Source organism: Streptomyces griseoaurantiacus (assembly GCF_036189845.1).
GTDB lineage: Bacteria > Actinomycetota > Actinomycetes > Streptomycetales > Streptomycetaceae > Streptomyces > Streptomyces griseoaurantiacus.
Genome location: NZ_CP108326.1, coordinates 2,477,038 through 2,497,056 on the forward strand (window position 1 = coordinate 2,477,038; position 20,019 = coordinate 2,497,056).

Below are 20,019 nucleotides of genomic sequence, written 5' to 3' on the forward strand. Positions count from 1 at the left end.
CCCCTCCGGGCCTCCTCCCCCCGCCGTCCCCTCCCCGGCCGCCTCGACGTCGTTCGGCCGCCGGCTGGCGGCCGTGGCGCCGGTGCTGCCGGTGCTCGCGGTCGTCGCCCTGCTCGCGCTGCCCGTCGCGCCCGGCGGCGAGGGCGGAGCGACCCCGGCGGACGTGGCCTCCGGCGCGCTGGTGGCGTACTGCGCGCTCCGGCTCGTACGCGGGCGGCGTCGCCCGCTGTCGGTCACCGCCGCAGTGGTGCTGGGCCTCCCCGTCCTCGGTTTCGCCGCGGCGGCCCTCGGGGCGCCCTCGCCGGCCGAGGGGCTCCTCGGCTTCGGCCGGTATCTGCAGGTCTTCGTACTGGTCCCGGCCGCCGTCGTCCTGCTGCTGAGGGACCGGGCGGATCTGCGGCTGCTCGCCTGGTCGCTGGTGGGGCTCGCGCTGTGGCAGGGGGCGCTCGGCGTGCACCAGTACGCCACCGGGACCGGTGCCTCGTACCGGGGCGAGAACATCCGGGCCGTGGGCACCTTCGGGGCGACCGACGTCATGGGCATGGCGGCGGTGGTGTCCTTCGGCGTGGTGTGCGCGGTCGGACTCGCGCTCGGCGCCGGGAGCGTACGGCAGCGCGCGGGCGCGCTGGTGTGCGCGCTGGTGCTGCTCGCGCCGCTCGCGCTCTCGTTCAGCCGGGGGGCGTGGATCGCGACGGCCGTGGCCTGCGGCGCCCAGCTGCTGCTCGCCGGGGTACGGCGGGCGCTGCGGGTGCTGGCGGTCGCGCTCGCGGCGGGTCTTGTGCTGGTGGGCGGCTTCGGACTCGGCTCGGCGGTGCTGCAGGAACGGCTGAGCAGCATCGGGCAGGTCACGGACGCCCCGGACCAGTCCGTCACCGACCGGTACACGATGTGGACGGCGGCGGTCGACATGTGGAGCGACCACCCGCTGACCGGCGTCGGTCTCAAGGGCTTCCCCGAGCACCGGGACGGCTACGCCTCGCTGGCCCTCTCCTCGGGCAGCGACACGGAGGGGGCGGGCGCCGCCTTCCGCAAGCAGCCGCTGCTCTCGCCGCACAACATGTACCTGCTGGTCCTCAGCGAGCAGGGGCTGCTCGGCGCGACGGCCCTCGTCGGCGGCTGGCTCGCGCTGCTGGTGTGCGGGGTGCGAGGGCTGTGGCGCGTGCGCCGGGGCACGCCGGGCGCCCGCGAGGGCCACGGCACGCCCGTCCCGCGCGGGCTCGACTGCGCGCTCCTCGCGTGCGGACTGCTGCTCTGGCAGCTCGTCGACTTCGCGTACGGCGACATCGGCGGGCCCTCGACCGCGCTGACCGCCGTCTGCCTCGGGCTGGTGGCGCGCTGGGCGCTGGCCGATCCCGCCTGCGCCGCGGCCCTGCCCCACCGGCTCCGTACGCCCGCCCCGACCTACCCGAAGGAGGCCGCGGCACGATGACGGTGACCCCGCCCCCCACCCACACCGCCTCCGCCACCGACGCCGAGGCCATCAGCGACCTCGCCCCCGGGACCGGCGGCGACACCGGCACCCCCGACCCCACCCCCAGCAGCGCCCGCCCCGCGGTCGCCGGTCCGGCACGCCCCGGGCTCGCCCCCGCCACCGGCCGGTTCCTCGCCAGGGCGGCCCTCGTCACCATCGGGCTGTCGATCGCGGGAGCGGTGCTGGGGCTCGGCCGCGACCAGGCGCTCGCCCGGCTGTTCGGCGCCGGCCCGGAGACCGACGCGTTCCTGGTGGCCTGGACGGTGCCGGAATTCGCGGCGACGCTGCTCATCGAGGACGGGCTCGCCTTCGTCCTCGTCCCGGCGTTCAGCCGCGCGCTGGCGCGCAGGGCGCAGGGCGGCGCGGACGACCCGGTGCGCGCGCTGGTCCGCACGACCCTGCCGCGCCTCGTGCCGGCGTTCCTCGCCGTGTCCGCGCTGCTGATCCTCGGAGCGCCCTACCTGGTCGCCGCCCTCGCGCCCGGGCTGCCCGACCCGGAACTCGCGGTGGACTGCACCCGGCTGACGGCCACCTGCGTCCTGAGCTTCGGGCTGGCCGGGTACTGCAGTGCGGCGCTGCGGGCCCACCGGCGGTTCGTGGCCCCGGCCGCGATCTACGTCGCCTACAACGCCGTCATCATCGCGTCGATGTTCCTCTTCGGGGCCGCCTGGGGCGTCCGCTCCGCGGCGGCCGGGGTGGCGGTCGGCGGCCTCCTCATGGCGGCAGTGCAACTGCCCTCGCTGTGGCGCCGGCTGCGGGCGGGAGGCGCGGCGGAACGGACGACGGCGGCCGAACCCACCGCGTCGGTCGAATCCGCCGCGTCGGCCGAGCCCTCCGCACCCGCCTCTTCCCCCGACTCCCTCCGCTCCTCCGTCGACCTCGCCGCCATCGCCACCGTGCTGATGTTCGCGCTGGCCCGGCAGTCCCAGGTGCTCGTCGAGCGGTTCCTCGGGGCCTCGCTCCCGGCCGGGGCCATCTCGCACCTCAACTACGCCCAGAAGGTCGCGCAGATGCCGATGGTGATCGCGCTGATGCTCTGCACGGTGACCTTCCCCGTGGTGGCGCAGGCGCTCGCCGAGGGCGACACCGAGCGCGCGCGGGGGCGCGTCGAGCGGGATCTGGCGCTGGTGTCGTGCACGGTGCTCGTGGGCGCGGCCGCCGTGGTCGCCTGCGCCCCGCAGATCGTCGAACTCCTCTTCCAGCGCGGCGCCTTCACCGCACGGGACACCGGGGCCACCGCCGCCGTGATGCGGGTGTACGCGCTCGGTCTGCTCGGCCACACGCTGGTCGGCGCGCTGGCCCGCTCGTACTTCTCCGGCGGCCGGCCCACCTGGTACCCGATGTTCGCGATGGCCGCGGGCGTCGCGCTCACCTCCTGGCTCGGCGTGCTGAGCGTCGGCACGTGGGGGGTGTGCGGGATCGCCGCCGCCAACGCGGCCGGGGTCACGCTCAGCGCCGTCGTACTGCTGTACGGGATGGGCGCGCGCAGCGTGCCGGTGCGGATCCGCGCGGTGCTCGCCGAGCTCGGCAGGCCGGTACGGGCGGCGCTGGTGGCCGCCGCGCTCGGCACGTTCTGCGCGAGCCGCCCGGACTCCCCCGTGCTGGGCCTCGCCCTCGGCTCGGTGGTCGTGGCCGTCGTGTTCGTCCTCGTCGCCTGGGCGCTCGGTGCCCAGCCGATCGCCCCCGCCGTCCACTCCGTCACCCGCTCCGTCTCCCGGAGGCTCGCCCATGTCCGTTCCCGCTGACGCCACGCGCTCCGCCGCGCCCGCCGCGCCGGCCCCCCGCGCCGTGCCCGCCGTCCCCCTCTCCCGCAGGAGCCCCGCCTTCCGTGCGGCCGTGCCGGCCGTGCCGTGGATCGCCATGTACCACTCGGTGGGCGACTGCTCCGAGGACCCGTACCGCGTCACCGTCTCCCCCGCACGCCTGGACCAGCAGCTCGGCGCGCTGCGTCGCCGGGGTCTGCGCGGGGTGGGCGTGGCGGAGCTGCTGGCCGCGCGGGCGCGCGGCGAGGGCGCGGGGCTGGTGGGCCTCACCTTCGACGACGGGTACGCCGACTTCCTCTCCGCCGCGCTGCCGCTGCTGCGCCGGCACGGCTGCGGCGCCACCCTCTACGTCCTGCCGGGCAGGCTCGGCGGCGACAACGCGTGGGACCCGCTGGGCCCGCGCAAGCCGCTCCTGGACGCCGACGGCATCCGGGAGGCCGCCGCCGAGGGCATCGAGATCGGCTCGCACGGACTGACCCATCTGGACCTCACCCGGGTCGACGGGGCGACACTGCGCGCCGAGGTCGCGGACAGCCGGGCCGTGCTCTCGGAGCTGGTCGGCGCGCCCGTGCCGGGCTTCTGCTACCCCTACGGGACGGTGGACCGCCGGGCCGCGGACGCCGTGCGGGACGCGGGCTACGCGTACGGGTGCGCCATCGACCCGGGCCCGCTCACCGGGCCGTTCGCCCTGCCCCGGCTGCACGTGGGCGAGCGGGACACGCCGCTGCGGCTCTCCCTCAAGCGCCGGCTGCACCGGTGGCGCCGCCGCCCGGCAGAGGGGGTGTGAGCGCATGCGCGTCCTGCACGTCATCACCGGTCTCGGGGTCGGCGGCGCCGAGCAGCAACTGCGGTTGCTGCTCCGCCACCTGCCGGTGACCTGCGAGGTCGTCACGCTCACCAACCCGGGTCCGGTCGCCGCCGGGCTCGCCGCCGACGGCGTCCGGGTGCACCACCTGGGGATGACCGGCAACCGCGACCTGTCCGCGCTGCCGCGCCTGGTCCGGCTGGTCCGGCGCGGCGGCTACGACGTGGTCCACACCCATCTGTACCGGGCCTGCCTGTACGGCCGGATCGCCGCGCGGCTGGCGGGGGTGCGGGCGGTCGTCGCCACCGAGCACTCGCTCGGCGATTCGCAGATGGAGGGCCGCGCGCTGGGCACCGGCGTGCGCGCCCTGTACCTGGCGGGCGAGCGCCTGGGGCGGACCACGGTCGCCGTCTCCCCCACCGTCGCCGACCGGCTCAAGCGGTGGGGCGTGCCCGCGCCGCGCATCGAGGTCGTGCCCAACGGCATCGACGCCGCCCGCTTCCGCTTCGACGCGGAGCGCCGGGCGCGTACCCGTCGGGAGCTGGGGCTGCCGGCCGAGGCGTTCGTCGTGGGCGGCGTCGGGCGGCTCGCGCCGGGCAAGCGCTTCGACGTCCTCGTCGGGGCGCTCGCGCTGCTGCCCGGCGACGTACGGCTGCTGCTGGTCGGCGCCGGGCCGGAGGAGGGCGCGCTGCGCGCCGCCGCGCGGCGGGCCGGGGTCGCCGGGCGGGTGCTGTTCGCCGGGGAGCGGCCCGCGGTGCCGGACGGCACGCCCGGTCCCGCCCTGCCCTCGCTGCTGGCCGCGATGGACCTGTTCGCCTCGCCGTCCCCGGAGGAGGCGTTCGGGCTCGCCGCGGTCGAGGCGCTCGCGGCCGGGCTGCCCGTGCGCTACGTGTCCTGCCCGGCGATCGAGGACCTCCCGCCGGGCGCGGCGAAGGGCGCGGAGCGTGTGGAGTGCGCCCCCGAGTCCTTCGCCCGCGCCGTCACCGATGTCCGCGCCCGGGGTGCGCTCCCGCGCGAGCCCGCGGACGCGGCCCACCACTACTGCGTCACGCGCAGCGCCGCCCGCCTGATGGGCGTGTACGCGGCCGCCGTCGCCCGTCCCACACCAGCAGGAGCGAGTTCCCGATGACCGAGAATCCCACCCGAAGGCGCCGCTTCGCCGGCGCGCTGCCGAGCCGTGTCAAGGCACTCCCGCCGTGGACGCTGGTCGCGGCCGGTGTCCTGTGCGGCGGGCTCGCCGGCGGGGCGTACGGGGAGCTGCGGACCCCGGAGTACTCCGCGTCCAGCTATGTCGTGGCCGTGCCGACCGAGAAGTCGGACCCGGCCTCGGCGACCGGGTTCGCCCAGGCGTACGGGCGGGTCGCCACGCAGCTCGCCGTACTCGGGGACGCCCAGGTGTGGGCGGGGGTGCCGGTGTCGACGCTGCGGAACAGCGTGCGGGCCGCGACCTCGCCGGACGCGCCGATGATCTCGGTGACGGCCACGTCCGCGCGGCCCGACCTGGCCGCGGACATCGCCAACGCGGTGGCCCGCTCGCTGACCCGGCACGCCAACGACACCCAGTCCAGCACGCACGTGAAGCTGGTGAACTTCTCGCGCGCGGTCGAACCGGCCTCGCCCTCCTCCCCCTCCGCGCCGCTCACCGGGCTGGTCGGAGCGGGCGCGGGCGGCCTCCTCGGCGGTCTCGCCCTGCTGGTGCGGCCCCGCCGCGCCCCCGAGGAACCGCCCCGCCCGGCCTCGGTGCCCAGCCCGGCCCAGGCCGCCGACGTCCACGGCCAGCGGTGAACCACACGGTGCGCGCGGAAGGAACCCGGCGGCCCCCGGCCCTCGCGCCCGACGGCGCGGCTGCCGCCCCCGACGGCGTGGCGTCCGCTTCGGAGGGCCCGGCACCCGACGTCCGCGGTGGTGACACCCCCGGTGGCGACAGGGCCCCCGCCGCCCGGCGCCCCGCCGGCGCCCCGGTGCGCGACCGGACCGGGCTCGTCGTCGAGATCGTCGAGGACGAGCGGGAGTTCGCCGCGCTCGCCCCGGCCTGGGGGCGGCTGCACCGGCGGTGCGCGGCGGCCACGCCGTTCCAGAGCCACGCCTGGTCGCACTCCTGGTGGCGCTCGTACGGCCGGCGCGGCCGGCTGCGTCTGGTCCTGGTGCGTGACGGGGCCGAGTTGCGCGCTCTCGCCCCGCTGACGCGGGTGCGCGGCCCTGTGCCCGCCCTCGTTCCGCTCGGCGGCGCGATCTCGGACTACGCCGACGTCCTGCTCGACGACGAGTACGCCGGCCCCGCCGCCGCCGCGCTCGCCGAGGGTCTGACGGCCGCCGCCCGCACCGCGGTGATCGACTTCCGCGAGGTGCGGCCCGGCGCCGCCGTCGAACAGGTCTACGACCTCTGGCGCGGCCCTCGCCGGCGTCTGGAGGACTCGCTCTGCCTGGAGCTGCCCGCCGCGCCCATGGACGAGCTGATCGGCCGCCTGCCCTCCGGCAAGGCCCAGCGGGTCCGCGCCAAGCTGCGCAAGCTGGACGCGCTCGGCGTGGAGCGGACCGTCGTGCCGCCGGAGGGGGTGGAGGCCGCGCTGCACCGGCTGCTTGAGCTGCACCGGCTGCAGTGGCGGGGCCGGAAGGTGACGGCGGAGCACCTCACGGAGCGGTTCGCCGCGCACCTCGTGCGGGCGGTCGGGCCGATGGTGCGCGAGGGGGACGCGGTGGTGACCGAGTTCCGTCTCGACGGATCCGTGGCCGCCGTCGACCTCACCCTGCTCTCCCGGGGCCTCGCGGGCGGCTATCTGTACGGCGCCCATCCGCGGCTGCGCGAGCGCAAGGCGGACGTCGCGGTGATGCTGCTGGACGCGTGCAGCCGCCACACAGGCCCGGAGGCCGGCCGCACCGTGCTGAGCCTGTTGCGCGGCGACGAACCGTACAAGCACCACTGGCGCCCCGACCCGGTCGCCAACCGGCGGCTGCTGCTGGCCCGTCGGCACACCGCCCCGCTGATCGGCGCGGTCCTCGCCGACGTGGCCGCACGCCGGCGCGGCAAGGAACTGCTGCGGCGCCGGCGCGAGCGCGGGGGCGACAGTGGCTGAACACGCCGCTCGCGCCCCCGCGCGCGCCCTCCGCTCAGCGGCTGCGCGACCACCAGTCGAACTTCACGCAGAGTTTGCCGCCGAGCCAGTACTCCACCCAGTCCCCGAGGTTGAGCGGGGAACAGCCCGCCGGGTGCGTGGGGGCCGGAGGGACCGGGGTGGGTGCGGGTGCCGGCGTGACGTGCGGCAGGTGCGAGAGCAGCGAGCGGTAGACCTCGGCCGCCTTGGGATTCTTCTCGCAGGTCCACACGCCGTGCGGGCAGTAGTCGGTCAGCGTGTTGTACACCGGCTCGTGCCGGGCCATCCAGTCCAGCATGCCCCGCATGTACTCCGGATTGTCGCCGTTGCGGAACAGCCCCCATTCCGGATACGACACCGGCTTGTGGTGCGCCTTCGCGAAATCGACGTGCGCCTGCAGTCCGTACGGCTCCTTCACCTGTTCCTCGAATGAGAGGCCGCGCGGCTGGTCGTAGGCGTCCATGCCGAGGATGTCGACCGTGTCGTCCCCGGGATAGCACTGTGTCCAGGGCACGGCGTCACGGCCCCGGCTCGGCGCGAAATCGAACCGGAATTCCTGCCCCGGCACCGCGCGCATGGTCGACACGATTCTGTTCCAGTACTTCTTCCAGTTCTCCGGGTCGGGCCCGCAGCGATGGGTGTACGTGGTGCCGTTCATTTCCCAGCCGAGCACGATCACGGTGTCCGGCACTTTCAGCGCGACCAGGCGTTCGGCGAGCGCCTTGAAGTGCCGGTCGAACTCGCCGGCCGCGCCCCGGCGCAGCAGCGCGCGCACCTCCTCGTCGGGGACGTGCGCCTCGTTGCGCTCCATCATCGGCACGTTGAGGACGAGCATCCGGTCGTCCCTCTGCCGCCGCCAGCGCGCCCACACGTCGAGGAAGCCTTCCGGGCCCTCGATGTTGGCCCACCGGTCGCCGGGCAGGTACGTGTGACCGACGCGCAGCTCGGTGCCGCCGAGCCACTTGCTGAGCTCGTCGATGCGGGCGACGCCGAGGGCCCCGTAGTCGAGGTAGGCGCCGAAGGCGGGCCAGGAGGCGGGTGTGCCGGTGGGTGTGGCCTCGCCGCTTCCGGGGGTCGGCGTACCGGCGGTCGGCGTGCCGGGGCCCGGTGCGCCGAGCGAGGGGCCGGCGGCGGGCGGCACGGGCGCCGGCGCCGCGACGGGGGCGGGTACGCCGGCGGCGGCCGACGGCGGAGTGGCGGCCGCCTGGGGCGGCGGGTCGGTCGTGTCCACGGCGTGGCAGGGCACCGCGGCGAGGGTGACCGACGCGGCCACCGCCACCCCGAGCAGCACCGGCCTCCGGAGGCGGGGCCCTCGCCGCTGTCCGCCCGTGCACGCCCGTCCCTGTCGTCGTACGCCCATGCACGCTCCTGTTTCCGATGCGTCGTTCCCGCCCCGGCCCGAAGGCCGGCCGCGCCCCGCCGGTGTCCATTCGGCGGATTTCGCTTACTGACACTCAGTCATATGAATACCCGTCTCACCAACTGTGGTTCCGGCCTTCGGGTGGCGTTGTCGCTCGCACGGGTGAACCGGCCCGAAAGAAGTCCGCGCGACACGTTGAGAGAACGACCGGGGCAACGACCGGGAGAAGCACCGGGAGAGGCGCCGAAAGATCGCGTCGGACGTACCGCCGAGGAATTCCACCGACGCCGGCACCGACGCGGGCGCCGATGTCCCCGCTCCTGCCCGTGCTCGAGCCGACGAATCCGAAGGAAAGTCACCGTGCCGCTGCTCGACATCCGGGTCCCCGCAGTTCTGCTGCGGATCGACCGGAATCCCTTCCACCACGGAACGCTGGGCGCGGTGCGCTCGCTCGGCCGGGCGGGAGTGGAGGTGCACCTGGTCGCCGACTGCGCCGCCAGTCCGGTGCGCGGCTCCCGGTTCCTCGGCCGGCTGCATCCGCCGCCGGCGCCCGGCGCCCGTCCCGCCGACGTCGCCGCCGTGCTGCACCGGGTCGCCGCGCGGATCGGCCGGCCCGCCGTGCTGATCGCGATGGACGACGCGGGGGCGATCGCGGTGAGCCGGCTACGGGAACGGCTCGCCCCCGCCTTCCTGCTGCCCCCGGGGTCCGGGGCGCTCGCCGAAGAGGTCGCGGACAAGGCCGAACTGGCCGGACTGTGCGCCCGGGTGGGCGTGCCGCACCCGCTCACCCTCGTCCCCGACAGCGCCGCCGAGGCGGTCGCCGGGGCGGAGCGGCTGGGGCTCCCGGTGGTGGCCAAGTGGAGCCGTCCCTGGCTGCTGCCGCCCGGGTCCGGGCTGCGGAGCACGGTGGTGCTGCGCTCGGCGCGGGAGGCGCGGGAGCTGTACGCGCGCGCGGCGGAGGCGGGCAGCAGGCTGCTGCTCCAGGCGTTCCTGCCGCCGGGGCCCGACCGCGACTGGTTCTTCCACGGCTACGCCGACCGGCAGGGCACGCTGCGCGCGGGCGGCCCCGGGCGCAAGCACCGCTCCTGGCCGCGCGGGGCGGGGCTGACCGCGGCCGGGGAGTGGACGGTCAACCCGCCGGTGACGGCGCTGGCGGAGCGGCTGGTCGGTGCCCTGGGCTACCGGGGCATCCTCGACCTGGACTTCCGCCGTGAGGCCCGCACGGGCGCCTACCACCTGCTCGACTTCAATCCCCGCCCCGGGGCGCAGTTCCGGTTGTTCACGGACGCCTCCGGGCTGGACGTCGTCCGCGCGCTGCACCTGGACCTGACGGACCGTGCGCTGCCCGCGCCCGCGCCCCGCCCCGGGAGGGGCTTCGTCGTGGAGAACTACGCCCCGCTGACCGCGCTGCGGCGCCCGCCGCAGGGCCGCGAGCTGGCCTGGCACGCGGCCGACGACCCGGGGCCCGGTCTCGCGATGTGGGCACTGTGGTCCCGCCATGTGGGTGGGCGCGTGGCGGAGCGCCTCGCGCCCCGTGCGATGGCCCGCGCCCGCGCCGCCGTCCGCCGGGGCCGGGCATCGGCCGCGCGGGCGGCCCGGCGCGGCACCCGCGGCACCCCGGCCGCGATGCCCCGCCCCGGGAGCCCGGCGGAACCGGCGGACCCGGCCCCGGCCGGCCCCGCACCGGACGGCCCCGGCCCCGTGCCCGCCGTGCCCGCGCCCGTGTCCCTGTCCGTGCCCCCGGCGCCCACGGCGCCCGCGCCGACGCGCCCCTGCTTCCCCGCCCCCACGGCCCCCGTCTCCCCCACCGCCCCTGCTTCCCCGAACGACCACGACGAGAAAGCGAGCAGTTGCTGATGTACGACCTGCTGGTGGTGGGCTCCGGCCCCTACGGCCTGTCCATCGCGGCCCATGCCGCGGCCGCCGGGCTCTCCCTGCGCGTGCAGGGCCGCCCGATGGCCTCCTGGCGCGACCACATGCCGTCCGGGATGTTCCTGAAGTCGGAGCCGTGGGCCTCCAACCTCTCCGACCCGGAGGGGCGCTGGCGACTCGACCGGTACTGCGCCGGGCAGGGCGTGGACGCGCGGCACGGGGAGCCGATCCCGGTCGGGACGTTCGCCTCGTACGGGCTGTGGTTCGCCCGCAACGCCCTGCCCTGCGAGGTCGACGAACGCCCGGTGACCCGGCTGCGCGCCCGCCCCGGCGGCTTCGAGGCGGTGCTCGCGGACGGGGAGGTGCTGTACGCCCGTACGGTCGCGCTGGCCGTCGGCGTCCTGCCCTTCGTGCGGTTCCCCGAGGCGCTGCGGGGCATGGACCCCGAGTACGTCACGCACAGCAGCCACCACGCCGAGCTGAGCCGGTTCCTGGACCGGGACGTGACGGTGGTGGGCGGCGGGCAGGCGGCCCTGGAGACGGCGGCGCTCCTCGCCGAGCAGGGCACCCGGGTCCGGGTGCTGGCGCGCGCGGACCGGCTGTGCTGGAACGACGTGCCGCCGCCGCTGGAGCGGCCGTGGTGGCGGGCGGCGCGCTCGCCGCACAGCGGTCTCGGGGCCGGCTGGCGCAACTGGTTCTATGCCGAACGGCCGGGGCTGTACCGGCGGCTGCCCACGGGCGTACGCGCGCGGGTCGCCGCGACCGCGCTGGGGCCCGCGGGCGCGTGGTGGGTGCGCGAGCGGGTGGAGAGGGCGGTGGAGCTGCGGCTCGACCAGGAGATCGTGCGGGCCCGGGAGGTGGCGGGGGCGGTGCACCTGGACACGGTGACCCGGTCCGGCGTGCCGGGCGTCCTGCGCACCGGGCACGTCATCGCCGCCACGGGGTTCACGGCGGCGGCGGATCGCCTGGACCTGCTCGACGAGGGGACACGGGCCCGGCTGACGTCCGGCGCGGCGGAGGCCGCGGGGGTGGGCCCGCTGTTCGAGTCGGCGGTGCCGGGGCTGTTCCTCGCGGGCCTGATCACGGCACCCGCCTTCGGCCCCGCCATGCGGTTCGTGCAGGGCGCCGACTACACCGCGCGCACGCTGGTGCGGGGCGTACGGCACCGGCTGCGCGGCCCGGCCCCGCGGCCGAGGGCGCCGTACGCCCGGCTCGCGGCGACGGTGCCGCCGCCGGCCGCTCCCTCTTCCGGGGTGTCCGAGGACTCGACGCCCCCGGCGCCGACGAGCGGCACGGGCACCGGCGGCTGAGACCGCCGCGGGTACGGCGCCGGACGCGGCCCGGAGGGCTGGCGAGGGGGCGCTGACGGGGGCGCGGGCGCCGGTCCCGCGCCCCCGGTGGACCTTGCGGGGACACCGCGCGGAGCCCGCCCGCCCGTCGGGGGAACGGCCGGGCTCCTGTGAATGAACCGCACGAACCGCACGGACCCCGGCCGGACCGCGGGCGCCCTCGCACGGGTCCGGCACGGGGCTCGCCGGCGCGGTGTTGTCATGCCGCCCCAGGTCCACAGGGTGCGCGCGGTGGTGGGCCGCGGTCAGCGGCCGGCCGTGCGGCCCCTGCGGTAGAGGACCATGCCGCCGGTCAGCAGGCCCGCGCTCACCAGGGAGGCGGCCACGAGGCCACCGGCACCGGTCTCGGCGAGTGCCGGGGGCTCGGCGTGCGGGCGCTCGGTGTGCGAGATCACCGGGGGCGTGGCCGGGGTGCTGTGCTCCGGCTCGGGCTCCGGCGGCACGTCGCCGTAACCCGGGGGCTCCTCCTCGTGCGCCGGCGGCTTGGACGGGTGGTGCTTCTTCGGCGGGATGTGCTTCTCCGGCGGGGCGGGCGGCACGTCCGCCCGCGCGTGCCCCTCGTTGGCGCACGAGTTGCCGAAGGCCGGGTTCAGCGCGGCCACCACGTCCACGGTGTTGCCGCACACGTTGACCGGGACGTTCACCGGGGCCTGCACGGTGTTGCCCGAGGCGACACCGGGCGAGTTCGCGGACACGCCGTCAGCGGTCGAGTCGGCGAGGGCGGGAGCGGCGCACAGGGACAGAATGCCCGTCGCGGCCGCCGCCGCGGCCATTCCCCTGCTCAGGGTCTGTCGCAATTTCAGCTTGTCTTCCTGCTGGTAGAGATGGGAAAGGCCGGCCCTGGAGCTGTACGGGACAGTCCAGGGCCGGCCACGAGCAGCCGTACGGCTGCTACGTCGTCGACTCAGTCGTTGACGCAGGCGTTGCCGGCCGCGGGGTTCAGCAGGCCAATGACATTGATGGAGTTGCCGCACACGTTGATCGGAACGTGCACCGGAACCTGGATGACATTGCCGGAGAGAACACCCGGGGAGTTCGCCGCGACACCCGAGGCGCCGGCGTCGGCGACCGCCGGAGCGGCCATACCGAGGGCCATGACGACGCCCGCAACGGCAGCAGCGCTCTTCTTGTGCTTCACGTACTTTCCCTTCTTCGCGGTCATGCCCCCTGTGCCGGTCGAAACCGAGCGAGCACGACGTGAACGACTCGCAGCACGACCTGCAAGCTCTAAATGAGGAATAGACCCCGGAGGGAACCGCGGAACGTGAGTCGGCCGGCATTACGCCCGAATGCTCCACGCCTGGTCGGCGCGGTACCCCGGAAGGAGCAGCGAAGCCTTCGCCGGGCCGGTCAGGAATTCATCCGAAAATCCTGCCGTACGACGGTGAGGCGGCGCCGCGGCTCCTTCCATTCCGGCCGCGCGGACCACTGGAGAGGCCCGCCGCCGACGGATCAGTCGTCCTCGTGGCCGCCGTTCTTGCCCTCGCCGGCCGCGTCGTGCGCCACGCCCTGGGTCTCGCCGTTGGCCGACAGGACCGAGAGGTCCTCCAGGATGTGCGACAGCGCACCGTCGCGCTTGGCCTGGGTGGAGTTGTCGGCGCACTGCTGGTCCATCTCGTCACCGAGGACGTTGATGTCCTGGACCGGGACCAGGTTGACGATCGGGACGTTGAGGTCGTCCAGGCCGACGCACGGCTTGTTCAGCGTTCCCTCGATCAGGGACAGCTGCGGGCTCATGTCGCCCTTGGTCGCCGAGTTGCCGAACGACGACACGGCACCGTTGCCGTTGGCCGAGTTCGGCCCGGAGTCGTCACCGATGGCAAGCGCCTGGGGAGCGGCTGCCGCCGACATACCGATGACGGAAACGGCGGCCGCCGCGGCGACCATTGCCTTCTTGAGCACTTCGCGTTCCTTTCCTCGTAGCGACGCATGTCCTACGGCCTCATCAACCCGGTCCCGGATGATTGGTTGCGGGGCTTCACCCGGTTGGCCGCGCGCATGCCGAAGAAATGCCTGGCCGGTGCGCTTTCCGCGGACGGCGGTCATTTCTTCGGTATAGGCCGTAGGGGTGAACGGGAGAAACCACTCCGCTGCCGCACAGTTGACCAGGGGGCCCCGGTGCACGGGGTTTTCCACTGAAAGGACTGACCCAATGATCAAGAAGGCTCTTGCCGCTGCGGCGATCGCCGCCTCCGTCGTGGGCGTCGGCGCTGCCACGGCCCCGCAGGCGATGGCCATCGGCGACGACGGCGGTCCGACCTCCCTCAACGGCAACAACGCGATGCAGATGTACGGCAACTCGGCCACGTACGGGAACATGAGCCCGCAGATGGCGCTGATCCAGGGCTCCTTCAACAAGCCGTGTGTCGGTCTGCAGGACGTCAACCTGCCGATCGTCAACCTCGTTCCGGTGCAGGACCTCAACGTGCTGGGCGACGACCTCAGCCAGCAGTGCACCGAGAACTCCACGCAGGTCAAGCGGGACGGCGCGCTGGCGCACCTGCTGGAGGACGTGTCGATCCTGTCGGCCAACTCCGAGGACGACTGAGCGCGGTCACGCACGACGGGAGGCGGGGCGCCGGACTCATCCGGCGCCCCGCCTCCCGCGTGTGCGCTCAGCTCCCGTACAGGGCCTCGATCTCCTTCGCGTACGCCGCCGCCACCGCGTGCCGCCTGATCTTCAGGGAGGGGGTGAGCAGCCCGTTGTCCTCCGTGAACTCGCCCTCCACCAGCGTGAACCGGCGGATGGACTCGGCGCGGGAGACGGCCGCGTTGGCGTGGTCCACCGCCTTCTGCACGTACTCCCGCATGCGCGGGTCGGCGAGCACGTCGGACAGGGGGGTGTCGGCGGGCAGTCCGCGAACGGCGAGCCAGTGGGCGACCGCCTCGGGCTCCAGGGTGATCAGCGCGGCGACGTAGCGGCGGTTGTCGCCGACGACCATGCACTGGCCGACCGGCGGTCGGCTGCGCAGCCGGTCCTCCAGTACGGCGGGCGAGACGTTCTTGCCGCCCTGGGTGACGAGGATGTCCTTCTTGCGCCCCGTGATGGTCAGATAGCCCTCGTCGTCCAGGGCGCCGAGGTCGCCGGTGGCGAACCAGCCCTCGCTCAGCGCGGCGGCGCTCGCCTCCGGGTCCTTCCAATAGGAGCCGAAGACGATGCCGCCCCGGACGAGGATTTCGCCGTCGTCGGCGATGCGGACCGAGGTGCCGGGGACGGGGGTGCCGACGGTGCCGGGGCGGGGCCGCAGGGGCGGGACGACGGTGGCCGCGGCGGTGGTCTCGGTCAGCCCGTAGCCCTCGTAGACGACGATTCCGGCGGTGTAGAAGAACAGGTTCAGCTCGCGGTCGAGCGGAGAGCCGCCGCTGATGGCGTAGCGCAGCCGGCCGCCGAGTTCCTTGCGCACCCTGCGGTAGACGAGCAGGTCGTACAGCGCCCAGGCCGCGTACAGCCCGGGTCCCGGGCCCTTGCCGGTGCCGAGGAAGCGGGCGAGGTGGGCCTCGGCGAAGCGGACCGCGATCCGGTGGGCGCGGTCGAAGGAGGCGCCGCGGCCGATCTTCTCGGCGGTGGCCCGTCCGGTGTCGTGGATCTTCTCGAACAGGTAGGGCACCCCGACGAGGAAGGTGGGCCGGAACCGGCGCAGCGCGGGCCGCAGTTCCTCGGGGCGGATGCTCGGGAAGTGGCCGAGTTCGATGCGGGCGAGCTGGCAGGCGATCTGGATGGTGCGGCCGAGTATGTGGGCGAGCGGGAGGAAGAGCAGGGTGGCGGCGGTCTGTCCGCTGACGGCCTTGAAGACGGGGTGCAGCAGTTCGACGGTGCCCGCGGCCTCGGCGTGCAGATTGGCGTGGGTGAGCACGCAGCCCTTGGGGCGGCCGGTGGTGCCGGAGGTGTAGCAGAGGGTGGCCACGGTGTCGGGGCCGAGCGCGGCGCGGCGTTCGGCGACCCGGGCGTCGGGTATCTCCCGGCCGAGCGCGGCGAGTTGGGTGAGGGCGTTCTCGTGCCCGGGGGCGTCCAGGCGCCAGACGCGCGGCGGATGGGTGTGCCCGGCGGTGCCCTCGGCGAGGGTGGCGGCGTTCTCCCCGGTCTCCACGACGGCGAGGCGGGCCCCGGAGTCGCGGACGATCCACTCGACCTGCTCGGCGGAGGAGGTGGGGTAGACGGGGACGGGGCAGCCGCCGGCCGACCAGATCGCGAAGTCCAGGACGGTCCACTCGTAGCGGGTGCGGGACATCACGACCACCCGGCCGCCGGGTTCGAGTCCCGCCGCCATCAGGCCCTTGGCGGTGGTGGTGACCTCGCGGGCGAAGTCCCGGGCGGTGACGGGCCGCCAGTCCTCGCCGTGCGGCCGGCGCAGGACGACGGCGTCGGGAGCCTCGGTCGCGTTGGTGAAGGGCAGGTCGGCGATGCTGCCGGTGGTGAGCGGTGGCGCGAGGGGGGCGGTGTGCGCCTCGCGGACCGTGCCGCGCGCGTCGCGCACCACCTCGGTCGCGCCGCGCGCGGCGAGGTCGGCACGGCGGCCGGCCCGTCGGAGATCCCTGCGTACGCCCATGGAACGGCTCCCGGTCGCGGCTGTCGGGTGTGCTCGGGTGCTGTGCTGCGTTACTTACCGCGAAGTAAACTTACTCGCGCGTAAGAAAGCAATGGGCGGTACCGCGAGGACCCTCCGCGAACGCACTCTCCTAGGACACGATGTCCTTCCGCGTGAAGCCCCGGAACGCCGCCGCGAACAGGACGAGCGCGTAGGCGAGCGACACGGCGGTGCCCTGCACCATCCCGGACCACTCGGGCCGGGGCTGGACGGCGTCGACCCAGGCGAACTGCCAGTGCGCGGGCAGGAAGTCGCGCCAGTCGCCGAGCGCGGTGACCGCGTCCAGCACATTGCCCACGATCGTCAGGCCCACGGCGCCGCCGACCGCGCCGAGCGGCGCGTCGGTCTTCGTGGACAGCCAGAACGCGAGCCCGGCGGTGACCAGTTGGGAGGCGAAGACGTAGGCCACCACGATCACCAGCCGCTCGGCCGCCGTGCCGGAGGACAGGGTGCCCCCGGTGGGGATGTGCAGCGGCCCCCAGCCGTAGGCGACCGAACCGACCGCGAGGGCGATCAGCGGCAGCAGCACCATCGCGGCCAGGCTCAGCGCCAGCGCGACGGCGAGCTTGGACCACAGCAGCCGGGCCCGGGGCACGGGCGCCGCCAGCAGGTACCGCAGGGAGGACCAGCTCGCCTCGGAGGCGACGGTGTCCCCACAGAACAGGGCGACCGGGACGACCAGCAGGAACCCGGCGGAGACGAACAGGTTGACCGCGGCGAAGTTGGCGCCGGACGCCGTCGCCGTGTCCATCAGGGTGATCCGGTCGCCCCCCGCGCCGGGGTCCCCGACGGCGAAGGCGATCGCCAGCACGAAGGGCAGCAGTGCGAGGACCGCGCCCATGACGAGCGTGCGGCGCCGCTTGAGCTGACGGACCAGCTCGACCCGCAGCGGCAGCGCGCGCCCGGCCCGGTACCCGTCGGCGACCTCGGGGGGCGGGGACGGGCGGCCGGGCGGGGCGGTGTCGGCGAGGCTGCTCATGCCGAGCCTCCGATCAGGGTCAGGAAGGCGTCCTCCAGGCGTCGGTGGGGACCCACCGACGCCACCGGGACCTCCAGGCGGACGAGTTCGGCGACCAGGTGGGGCGCGCTGCCGTCCGCGTCGAGCCGGACCAGCAGCCCGCCCTCGACGGCCTCGGCCGAGGCGATCCCGGGCAGGGCGGCGACCTTCTCCGCGAGGGGCTCGCCGACGGGCGTCTGCGTGCCCACGAGGAGGGTGTCCCCGGCGCCGGTGATCTCACCGACCGGGCCCGCCTGGACCAGCCGGCCGCGGTCCATGACGACCAGGTGCGTGCAGGACTGCTCGACCTCGGCCAGCAGATGGCTGGAGACGATCACCGTGCGGCCGGCGGCCGCGTACCGGATCATCACCTCGCGCATCTCGCGGATCTGCGGCGGGTCGAGGCCGTTGGTGGGCTCGTCGAGGATGAGCAGGTCCGGCAGGCCGAGCATGGCCTGGGCGATGGCCAGGCGCTGGCGCATGCCCTGCGAGTAGGTGCGGACCGCGCGGGCCAGCGCCTCCTCGCTCAGCCCGGCGATCTCCAGCGCCTCCTCCAGGTGTGCGTCCTCGGGCGGGCGGCCGGTGGCCCGCCAGTACAGCCGCAGGTTGTCCCGGCCGGTCAGGTGGGGCAGGAAGCCGGCGCCCTCGACGAAGGCGCCCACCCGGGACAGCACGGACGCGCCGGGCCGCACGGCGTGGCCGAAGACGCGGATCTCGCCCTCGTCGGGGGTGATCAGGCCCATCAGCATGCGCAGGGTGGTGGTCTTGCCGGCGCCGTTGGGTCCGAGCAGGCCGAGCACCTGGCCCTTCTCGACCCGGAAGGAGACGTCCTTGACGGCGAAGGGGGTCCCCCCTGCTCGAACGGAGTTGAGAGCTTGGGGGAGGTCGGCCGACTTGGCGTACCGCTTGCTCAGGCCGGTGATCTCCAGCGGCACCTCGGCGAGCGCCGGGTCGGGTGCCGGGGCGGAGGTGCGGCGGCGGGCGGTGAGCAGCAGCGCCGCCGCGAGTGCGGCCCCGGCGAGCGGCAGCCACCACACCCAGGAGGGCAGCGGGGCGCTCGCGGTCGACACCCCGGGGGCGGTGGGCACGGTCAGTGCGCCCTCCAGGGAGGCGGTGTACGTGGCGGGGCGGGTCGGGGAGGCGTAGGCGAGGTCGGTGGAGGACAGCACCAGCCGCATCCGGTGGCCCTTGCGCCACTCGTGGTCGACCGCGGGCAGGGTGAGCGTGACGTCCTTGCCCTCGCGGGCGCCCTCGACCCGTACCGGGGTGACGAGCTGGGCGGGCAGTCCCGGCCGGGAGTCGCCGGGGCCGACGTCGTACACCTTGGCGAACAGGACGGCGTCCTCGCTGGTGGAGCGCACGTGCACGGTCGCGGTGGGCGAGCCGGTGACCTGCGTGTCGCGGGTGAGCGGCGCGGACTCGAAGGAGGCGAACTGGCCGGGGAAGTCGAGGGAGAGGCCCACGCCGAGCGAGGAGAGCTGGGACAGTCCGCCGGAGTCGCCGAGGCCGGGCAGGGCGGAGAGGGCGGGCGGGCTGGCCCCGGCCGGGTTGACGAAGCGCTGGGTGTCACCGGCGAGGGGGATCGTGCGCCGTCCGCTCAACAGGCCCGGGTACCGCTCCGCGCTCGCCCCGCGCAGCAGGGTCTCGCCGTCGGTGGAGTCGATGCCGCCGGTACGGGTGACGCGGAAGGCCGGGCCGGTGTCGGCGCTCTCGTCGCCCTTGAGGTAGCGGTCGAACCAGGACCTGACGCGGCCCTCGACACGGGAGGTCTCCATGTTCCCGCCGTCGTGGCCGCCGCTGATCCAGTCGACGTCGACGGGGGCGCCGTTGGCCTTGATCGCCTTCGCCGCGGCGTCGGCCTGGCCGAGCGGGAAGAGGGAGTCCGTCTGCCCCTGGGTCAGCAGGGTGGGGACCTTGACGCGCGCGCCGACGGCCTCGGGAGAACGCGCGGTGAGCAGGGCGCGGGCCTCGGCGTCGGGCTTCCCGGACTCGGCGACGCGCTGGTACATCCGGCACAGGGCGGGCTCGAACCGGGCGCAGCCGCCGCCGGAGTTGAGGAACAGGCTCGTCCACAGCTTCTTGAAGACGCCGTTCGGGAAGAGGGCGTCGGAGAGGTTCCAGTAGGTGATGGACGGGGCGAGGGCGTCGACCCGGTCGTCGTGCCCGGCGGCGAGCAGGGAGACCGCGCCGCCGTAGGAGCCGCCGGCCATGCCGACGCGGGGGTCGCCCGCCTTGTCGAGCCGCACCTCGGGGCGTGCGGCGAGCCAGTCGAGGAGGCGGGAGACGTCCGCGACCTCGCCCTCGGGGTCGTTGAGGCCGATCCTGCCGGTGGACCGGCCGAAGCCGCGGGCGGACCAGGTGAGCACGGCGTAGCCCTCGCGGGCGAGGTCCTCGGCCTGGCCGCGCACGTCCTCCTTGCTGCCGCCGAAGCCGTGCGCCAGCAGGACGGCGGGGCGGCGGCCGCCGGAACCGGCGGTGAAGTAGGAGGTGTCGAGGCGGACTCCGCCGCCCATGGGCAGCGCCCGGTCGCTCACGTGGACGGCCGGTGCCTCCTCGGAGGCGAGGGCCGTCCATGTCCCCGCACCGGCGAGCACGAGGACGGCGGCCGCGGTGGCGAGCACCCGCCGCGGTCCCCGCAGCAGCCCTCGGACGCGGGGCAGTCGAAGATCCATGGCACAACGGTACGGGCAGCCACCGGCACCGGAGCGGTCCCGGAGGTGGATC

16 protein-coding genes are annotated in these 20,019 nt (G+C 75.2%); 9 read left to right on the top strand and 7 right to left on the bottom strand.

The window, feature by feature from the left end; genetic code table 11:
* The first annotated feature begins 64 nt into the window (after positions 1 to 64).
* The 6 genes from OHB09_RS10995 to OHB09_RS11020 all read left to right on the top strand — a co-directional run bounded on the left by OHB09_RS10995 (position 65) and on the right by OHB09_RS11020 (position 7,113).
* Positions 65 to 1,429: an O-antigen ligase family protein gene (locus tag OHB09_RS10995; RefSeq protein ID WP_318295357.1), complete on the top strand. Its 1,365-nt coding sequence runs from the start codon at positions 65 to 67 to the stop codon at positions 1,427 to 1,429.
* Complete coding sequence (locus OHB09_RS11000; RefSeq protein WP_328921906.1) at positions 1,426 to 3,216, top strand: lipid II flippase MurJ; 1,791 nt, start codon at positions 1,426 to 1,428, stop codon at positions 3,214 to 3,216. Before OHB09_RS10995 ends, OHB09_RS11000 begins: the two co-directional genes overlap by 4 nt.
* Positions 3,217 to 3,331: 115 nt before the next feature.
* A complete protein-coding gene (locus tag OHB09_RS11005) occupies positions 3,332 to 4,021 on the top strand; it encodes a polysaccharide deacetylase family protein (protein ID WP_191891704.1) in 690 nt (229 codons plus the stop codon).
* Positions 4,022 to 4,025: 4 nt separating this feature from the next.
* Positions 4,026 to 5,168: a glycosyltransferase gene (locus OHB09_RS11010; RefSeq protein WP_328921907.1), complete on the top strand. Its 1,143-nt coding sequence runs from the start codon at positions 4,026 to 4,028 to the stop codon at positions 5,166 to 5,168.
* Positions 5,165 to 5,824: a YveK family protein gene (locus tag OHB09_RS11015; RefSeq protein ID WP_006140546.1), complete on the top strand. Its 660-nt coding sequence runs from the start codon at positions 5,165 to 5,167 to the stop codon at positions 5,822 to 5,824. Before OHB09_RS11010 ends, OHB09_RS11015 begins: the two co-directional genes overlap by 4 nt.
* 176 nt (positions 5,825 to 6,000) lie before the next feature.
* Positions 6,001 to 7,113 carry a GNAT family N-acetyltransferase gene (locus tag OHB09_RS11020; protein ID WP_319351375.1) on the top strand — a complete coding sequence of 371 codons (1,113 nt, stop codon included), beginning with the start codon at positions 6,001 to 6,003 and terminating at the stop codon, positions 7,111 to 7,113.
* Between the two features lie 34 nt (positions 7,114 to 7,147).
* Here OHB09_RS11020 and OHB09_RS11025 read toward each other — a convergent pair whose 3' ends face one another.
* Positions 7,148 to 8,491 carry a glycoside hydrolase family 26 protein gene (locus OHB09_RS11025; protein ID WP_328921908.1) on the bottom strand — a complete coding sequence of 448 codons (1,344 nt, stop codon included), beginning with the start codon at positions 8,489 to 8,491 and terminating at the stop codon, positions 7,148 to 7,150.
* A 360-nt stretch (positions 8,492 to 8,851) separates the two neighbouring features.
* On the opposite strand from OHB09_RS11025, the gene OHB09_RS11030 reads away from it, so the two are divergent.
* Both OHB09_RS11030 and OHB09_RS11035 read left to right on the top strand, forming a co-directional pair.
* Positions 8,852 to 10,348, top strand: a complete 1,497-nt coding sequence (locus OHB09_RS11030; RefSeq protein ID WP_328921909.1) for a carboxylate--amine ligase — start codon at positions 8,852 to 8,854, stop codon at positions 10,346 to 10,348.
* Positions 10,348 to 11,673, top strand: a complete 1,326-nt coding sequence (locus OHB09_RS11035) for an NAD(P)-binding domain-containing protein (protein ID WP_191853249.1) — start codon at positions 10,348 to 10,350, stop codon at positions 11,671 to 11,673. The genes OHB09_RS11030 and OHB09_RS11035 overlap by 1 nt, the downstream gene beginning before the upstream one ends.
* Positions 11,674 to 11,957: 284 nt before the next feature.
* Here OHB09_RS11035 and OHB09_RS11040 read toward each other — a convergent pair whose 3' ends face one another.
* The 3 genes from OHB09_RS11040 to OHB09_RS11050 form a co-directional block, all read right to left on the bottom strand.
* Complete coding sequence (locus OHB09_RS11040; RefSeq protein WP_040895432.1) at positions 11,958 to 12,509, bottom strand: chaplin; 552 nt, start codon at positions 12,507 to 12,509, stop codon at positions 11,958 to 11,960.
* 107 nt (positions 12,510 to 12,616) lie between these two features.
* Positions 12,617 to 12,874 (bottom strand): chaplin, encoded by a 258-nt coding sequence (locus tag OHB09_RS11045; protein WP_006140553.1) that lies wholly within the window; start codon positions 12,872 to 12,874, stop codon positions 12,617 to 12,619.
* Positions 12,875 to 13,164: 290 nt separating this feature from the next.
* A complete protein-coding gene (locus tag OHB09_RS11050; RefSeq protein WP_006140554.1) occupies positions 13,165 to 13,614 on the bottom strand; it encodes a rodlin in 450 nt (149 codons plus the stop codon).
* A gap of 250 nt (positions 13,615 to 13,864) precedes the next feature.
* Between OHB09_RS11050 and OHB09_RS11055 the strand changes: the two genes are divergently transcribed.
* Positions 13,865 to 14,260 (top strand): rodlin, encoded by a 396-nt coding sequence (locus OHB09_RS11055; protein ID WP_006140555.1) that lies wholly within the window; start codon positions 13,865 to 13,867, stop codon positions 14,258 to 14,260.
* A 67-nt stretch (positions 14,261 to 14,327) separates the two neighbouring features.
* On the opposite strand, the gene OHB09_RS11060 is transcribed toward OHB09_RS11055, so the two are convergent.
* The 3 genes from OHB09_RS11060 to OHB09_RS11070 form a co-directional block, all read right to left on the bottom strand.
* On the bottom strand, positions 14,328 to 16,259 hold the full coding sequence (locus tag OHB09_RS11060; RefSeq protein ID WP_328921910.1) for an AMP-dependent synthetase/ligase: 1,932 nt from the start codon (positions 16,257 to 16,259) through the stop codon (positions 14,328 to 14,330).
* A 130-nt stretch (positions 16,260 to 16,389) separates the two neighbouring features.
* Positions 16,390 to 17,277 carry an ABC transporter permease gene (locus OHB09_RS11065; protein ID WP_006140557.1) on the bottom strand — a complete coding sequence of 296 codons (888 nt, stop codon included), beginning with the start codon at positions 17,275 to 17,277 and terminating at the stop codon, positions 16,390 to 16,392.
* Positions 17,274 to 19,967, bottom strand: coding sequence for an alpha/beta fold hydrolase (locus OHB09_RS11070; protein WP_328921911.1), 2,694 nt, complete (start codon positions 19,965 to 19,967; stop codon positions 17,274 to 17,276). Before OHB09_RS11070 ends, OHB09_RS11065 begins: the two co-directional genes overlap by 4 nt.
* Positions 19,968 to 20,019: the final 52 nt, after the last annotated feature.

Bases quoted from the DNA above. Each gene is read 5' to 3' on its own strand.
- OHB09_RS11060 (WP_328921910.1), bottom strand. From the start codon at position 16,259: ATGGGCGTACGCAGGGATCTCCGACGGGCCGGCCGCCGTGCCGACCTC.
- OHB09_RS11015 (WP_006140546.1), top strand. From the start codon at position 5,165: ATGACCGAGAATCCCACCCGAAGGCGCCGCTTCGCCGGCGCGCTGCCG.
- OHB09_RS11025 (WP_328921908.1), bottom strand. From the start codon at position 8,491: ATGGGCGTACGACGACAGGGACGGGCGTGCACGGGCGGACAGCGGCGA.
- OHB09_RS11070 (WP_328921911.1), bottom strand. From the start codon at position 19,967: ATGGATCTTCGACTGCCCCGCGTCCGAGGGCTGCTGCGGGGACCGCGG.
- OHB09_RS11000 (WP_328921906.1), top strand. From the start codon at position 1,426: ATGACGGTGACCCCGCCCCCCACCCACACCGCCTCCGCCACCGACGCC.
- OHB09_RS11055 (WP_006140555.1), top strand. From the start codon at position 13,865: ATGATCAAGAAGGCTCTTGCCGCTGCGGCGATCGCCGCCTCCGTCGTG.
- OHB09_RS11045 (WP_006140553.1), bottom strand. From the start codon at position 12,874: ATGACCGCGAAGAAGGGAAAGTACGTGAAGCACAAGAAGAGCGCTGCT.
- OHB09_RS11010 (WP_328921907.1), top strand. From the start codon at position 4,026: ATGCGCGTCCTGCACGTCATCACCGGTCTCGGGGTCGGCGGCGCCGAG.
- OHB09_RS11005 (WP_191891704.1), top strand. From the start codon at position 3,332: ATGTACCACTCGGTGGGCGACTGCTCCGAGGACCCGTACCGCGTCACC.
- OHB09_RS11065 (WP_006140557.1), bottom strand. From the start codon at position 17,277: ATGAGCAGCCTCGCCGACACCGCCCCGCCCGGCCGCCCGTCCCCGCCC.
- OHB09_RS11035 (WP_191853249.1), top strand. From the start codon at position 10,348: ATGTACGACCTGCTGGTGGTGGGCTCCGGCCCCTACGGCCTGTCCATC.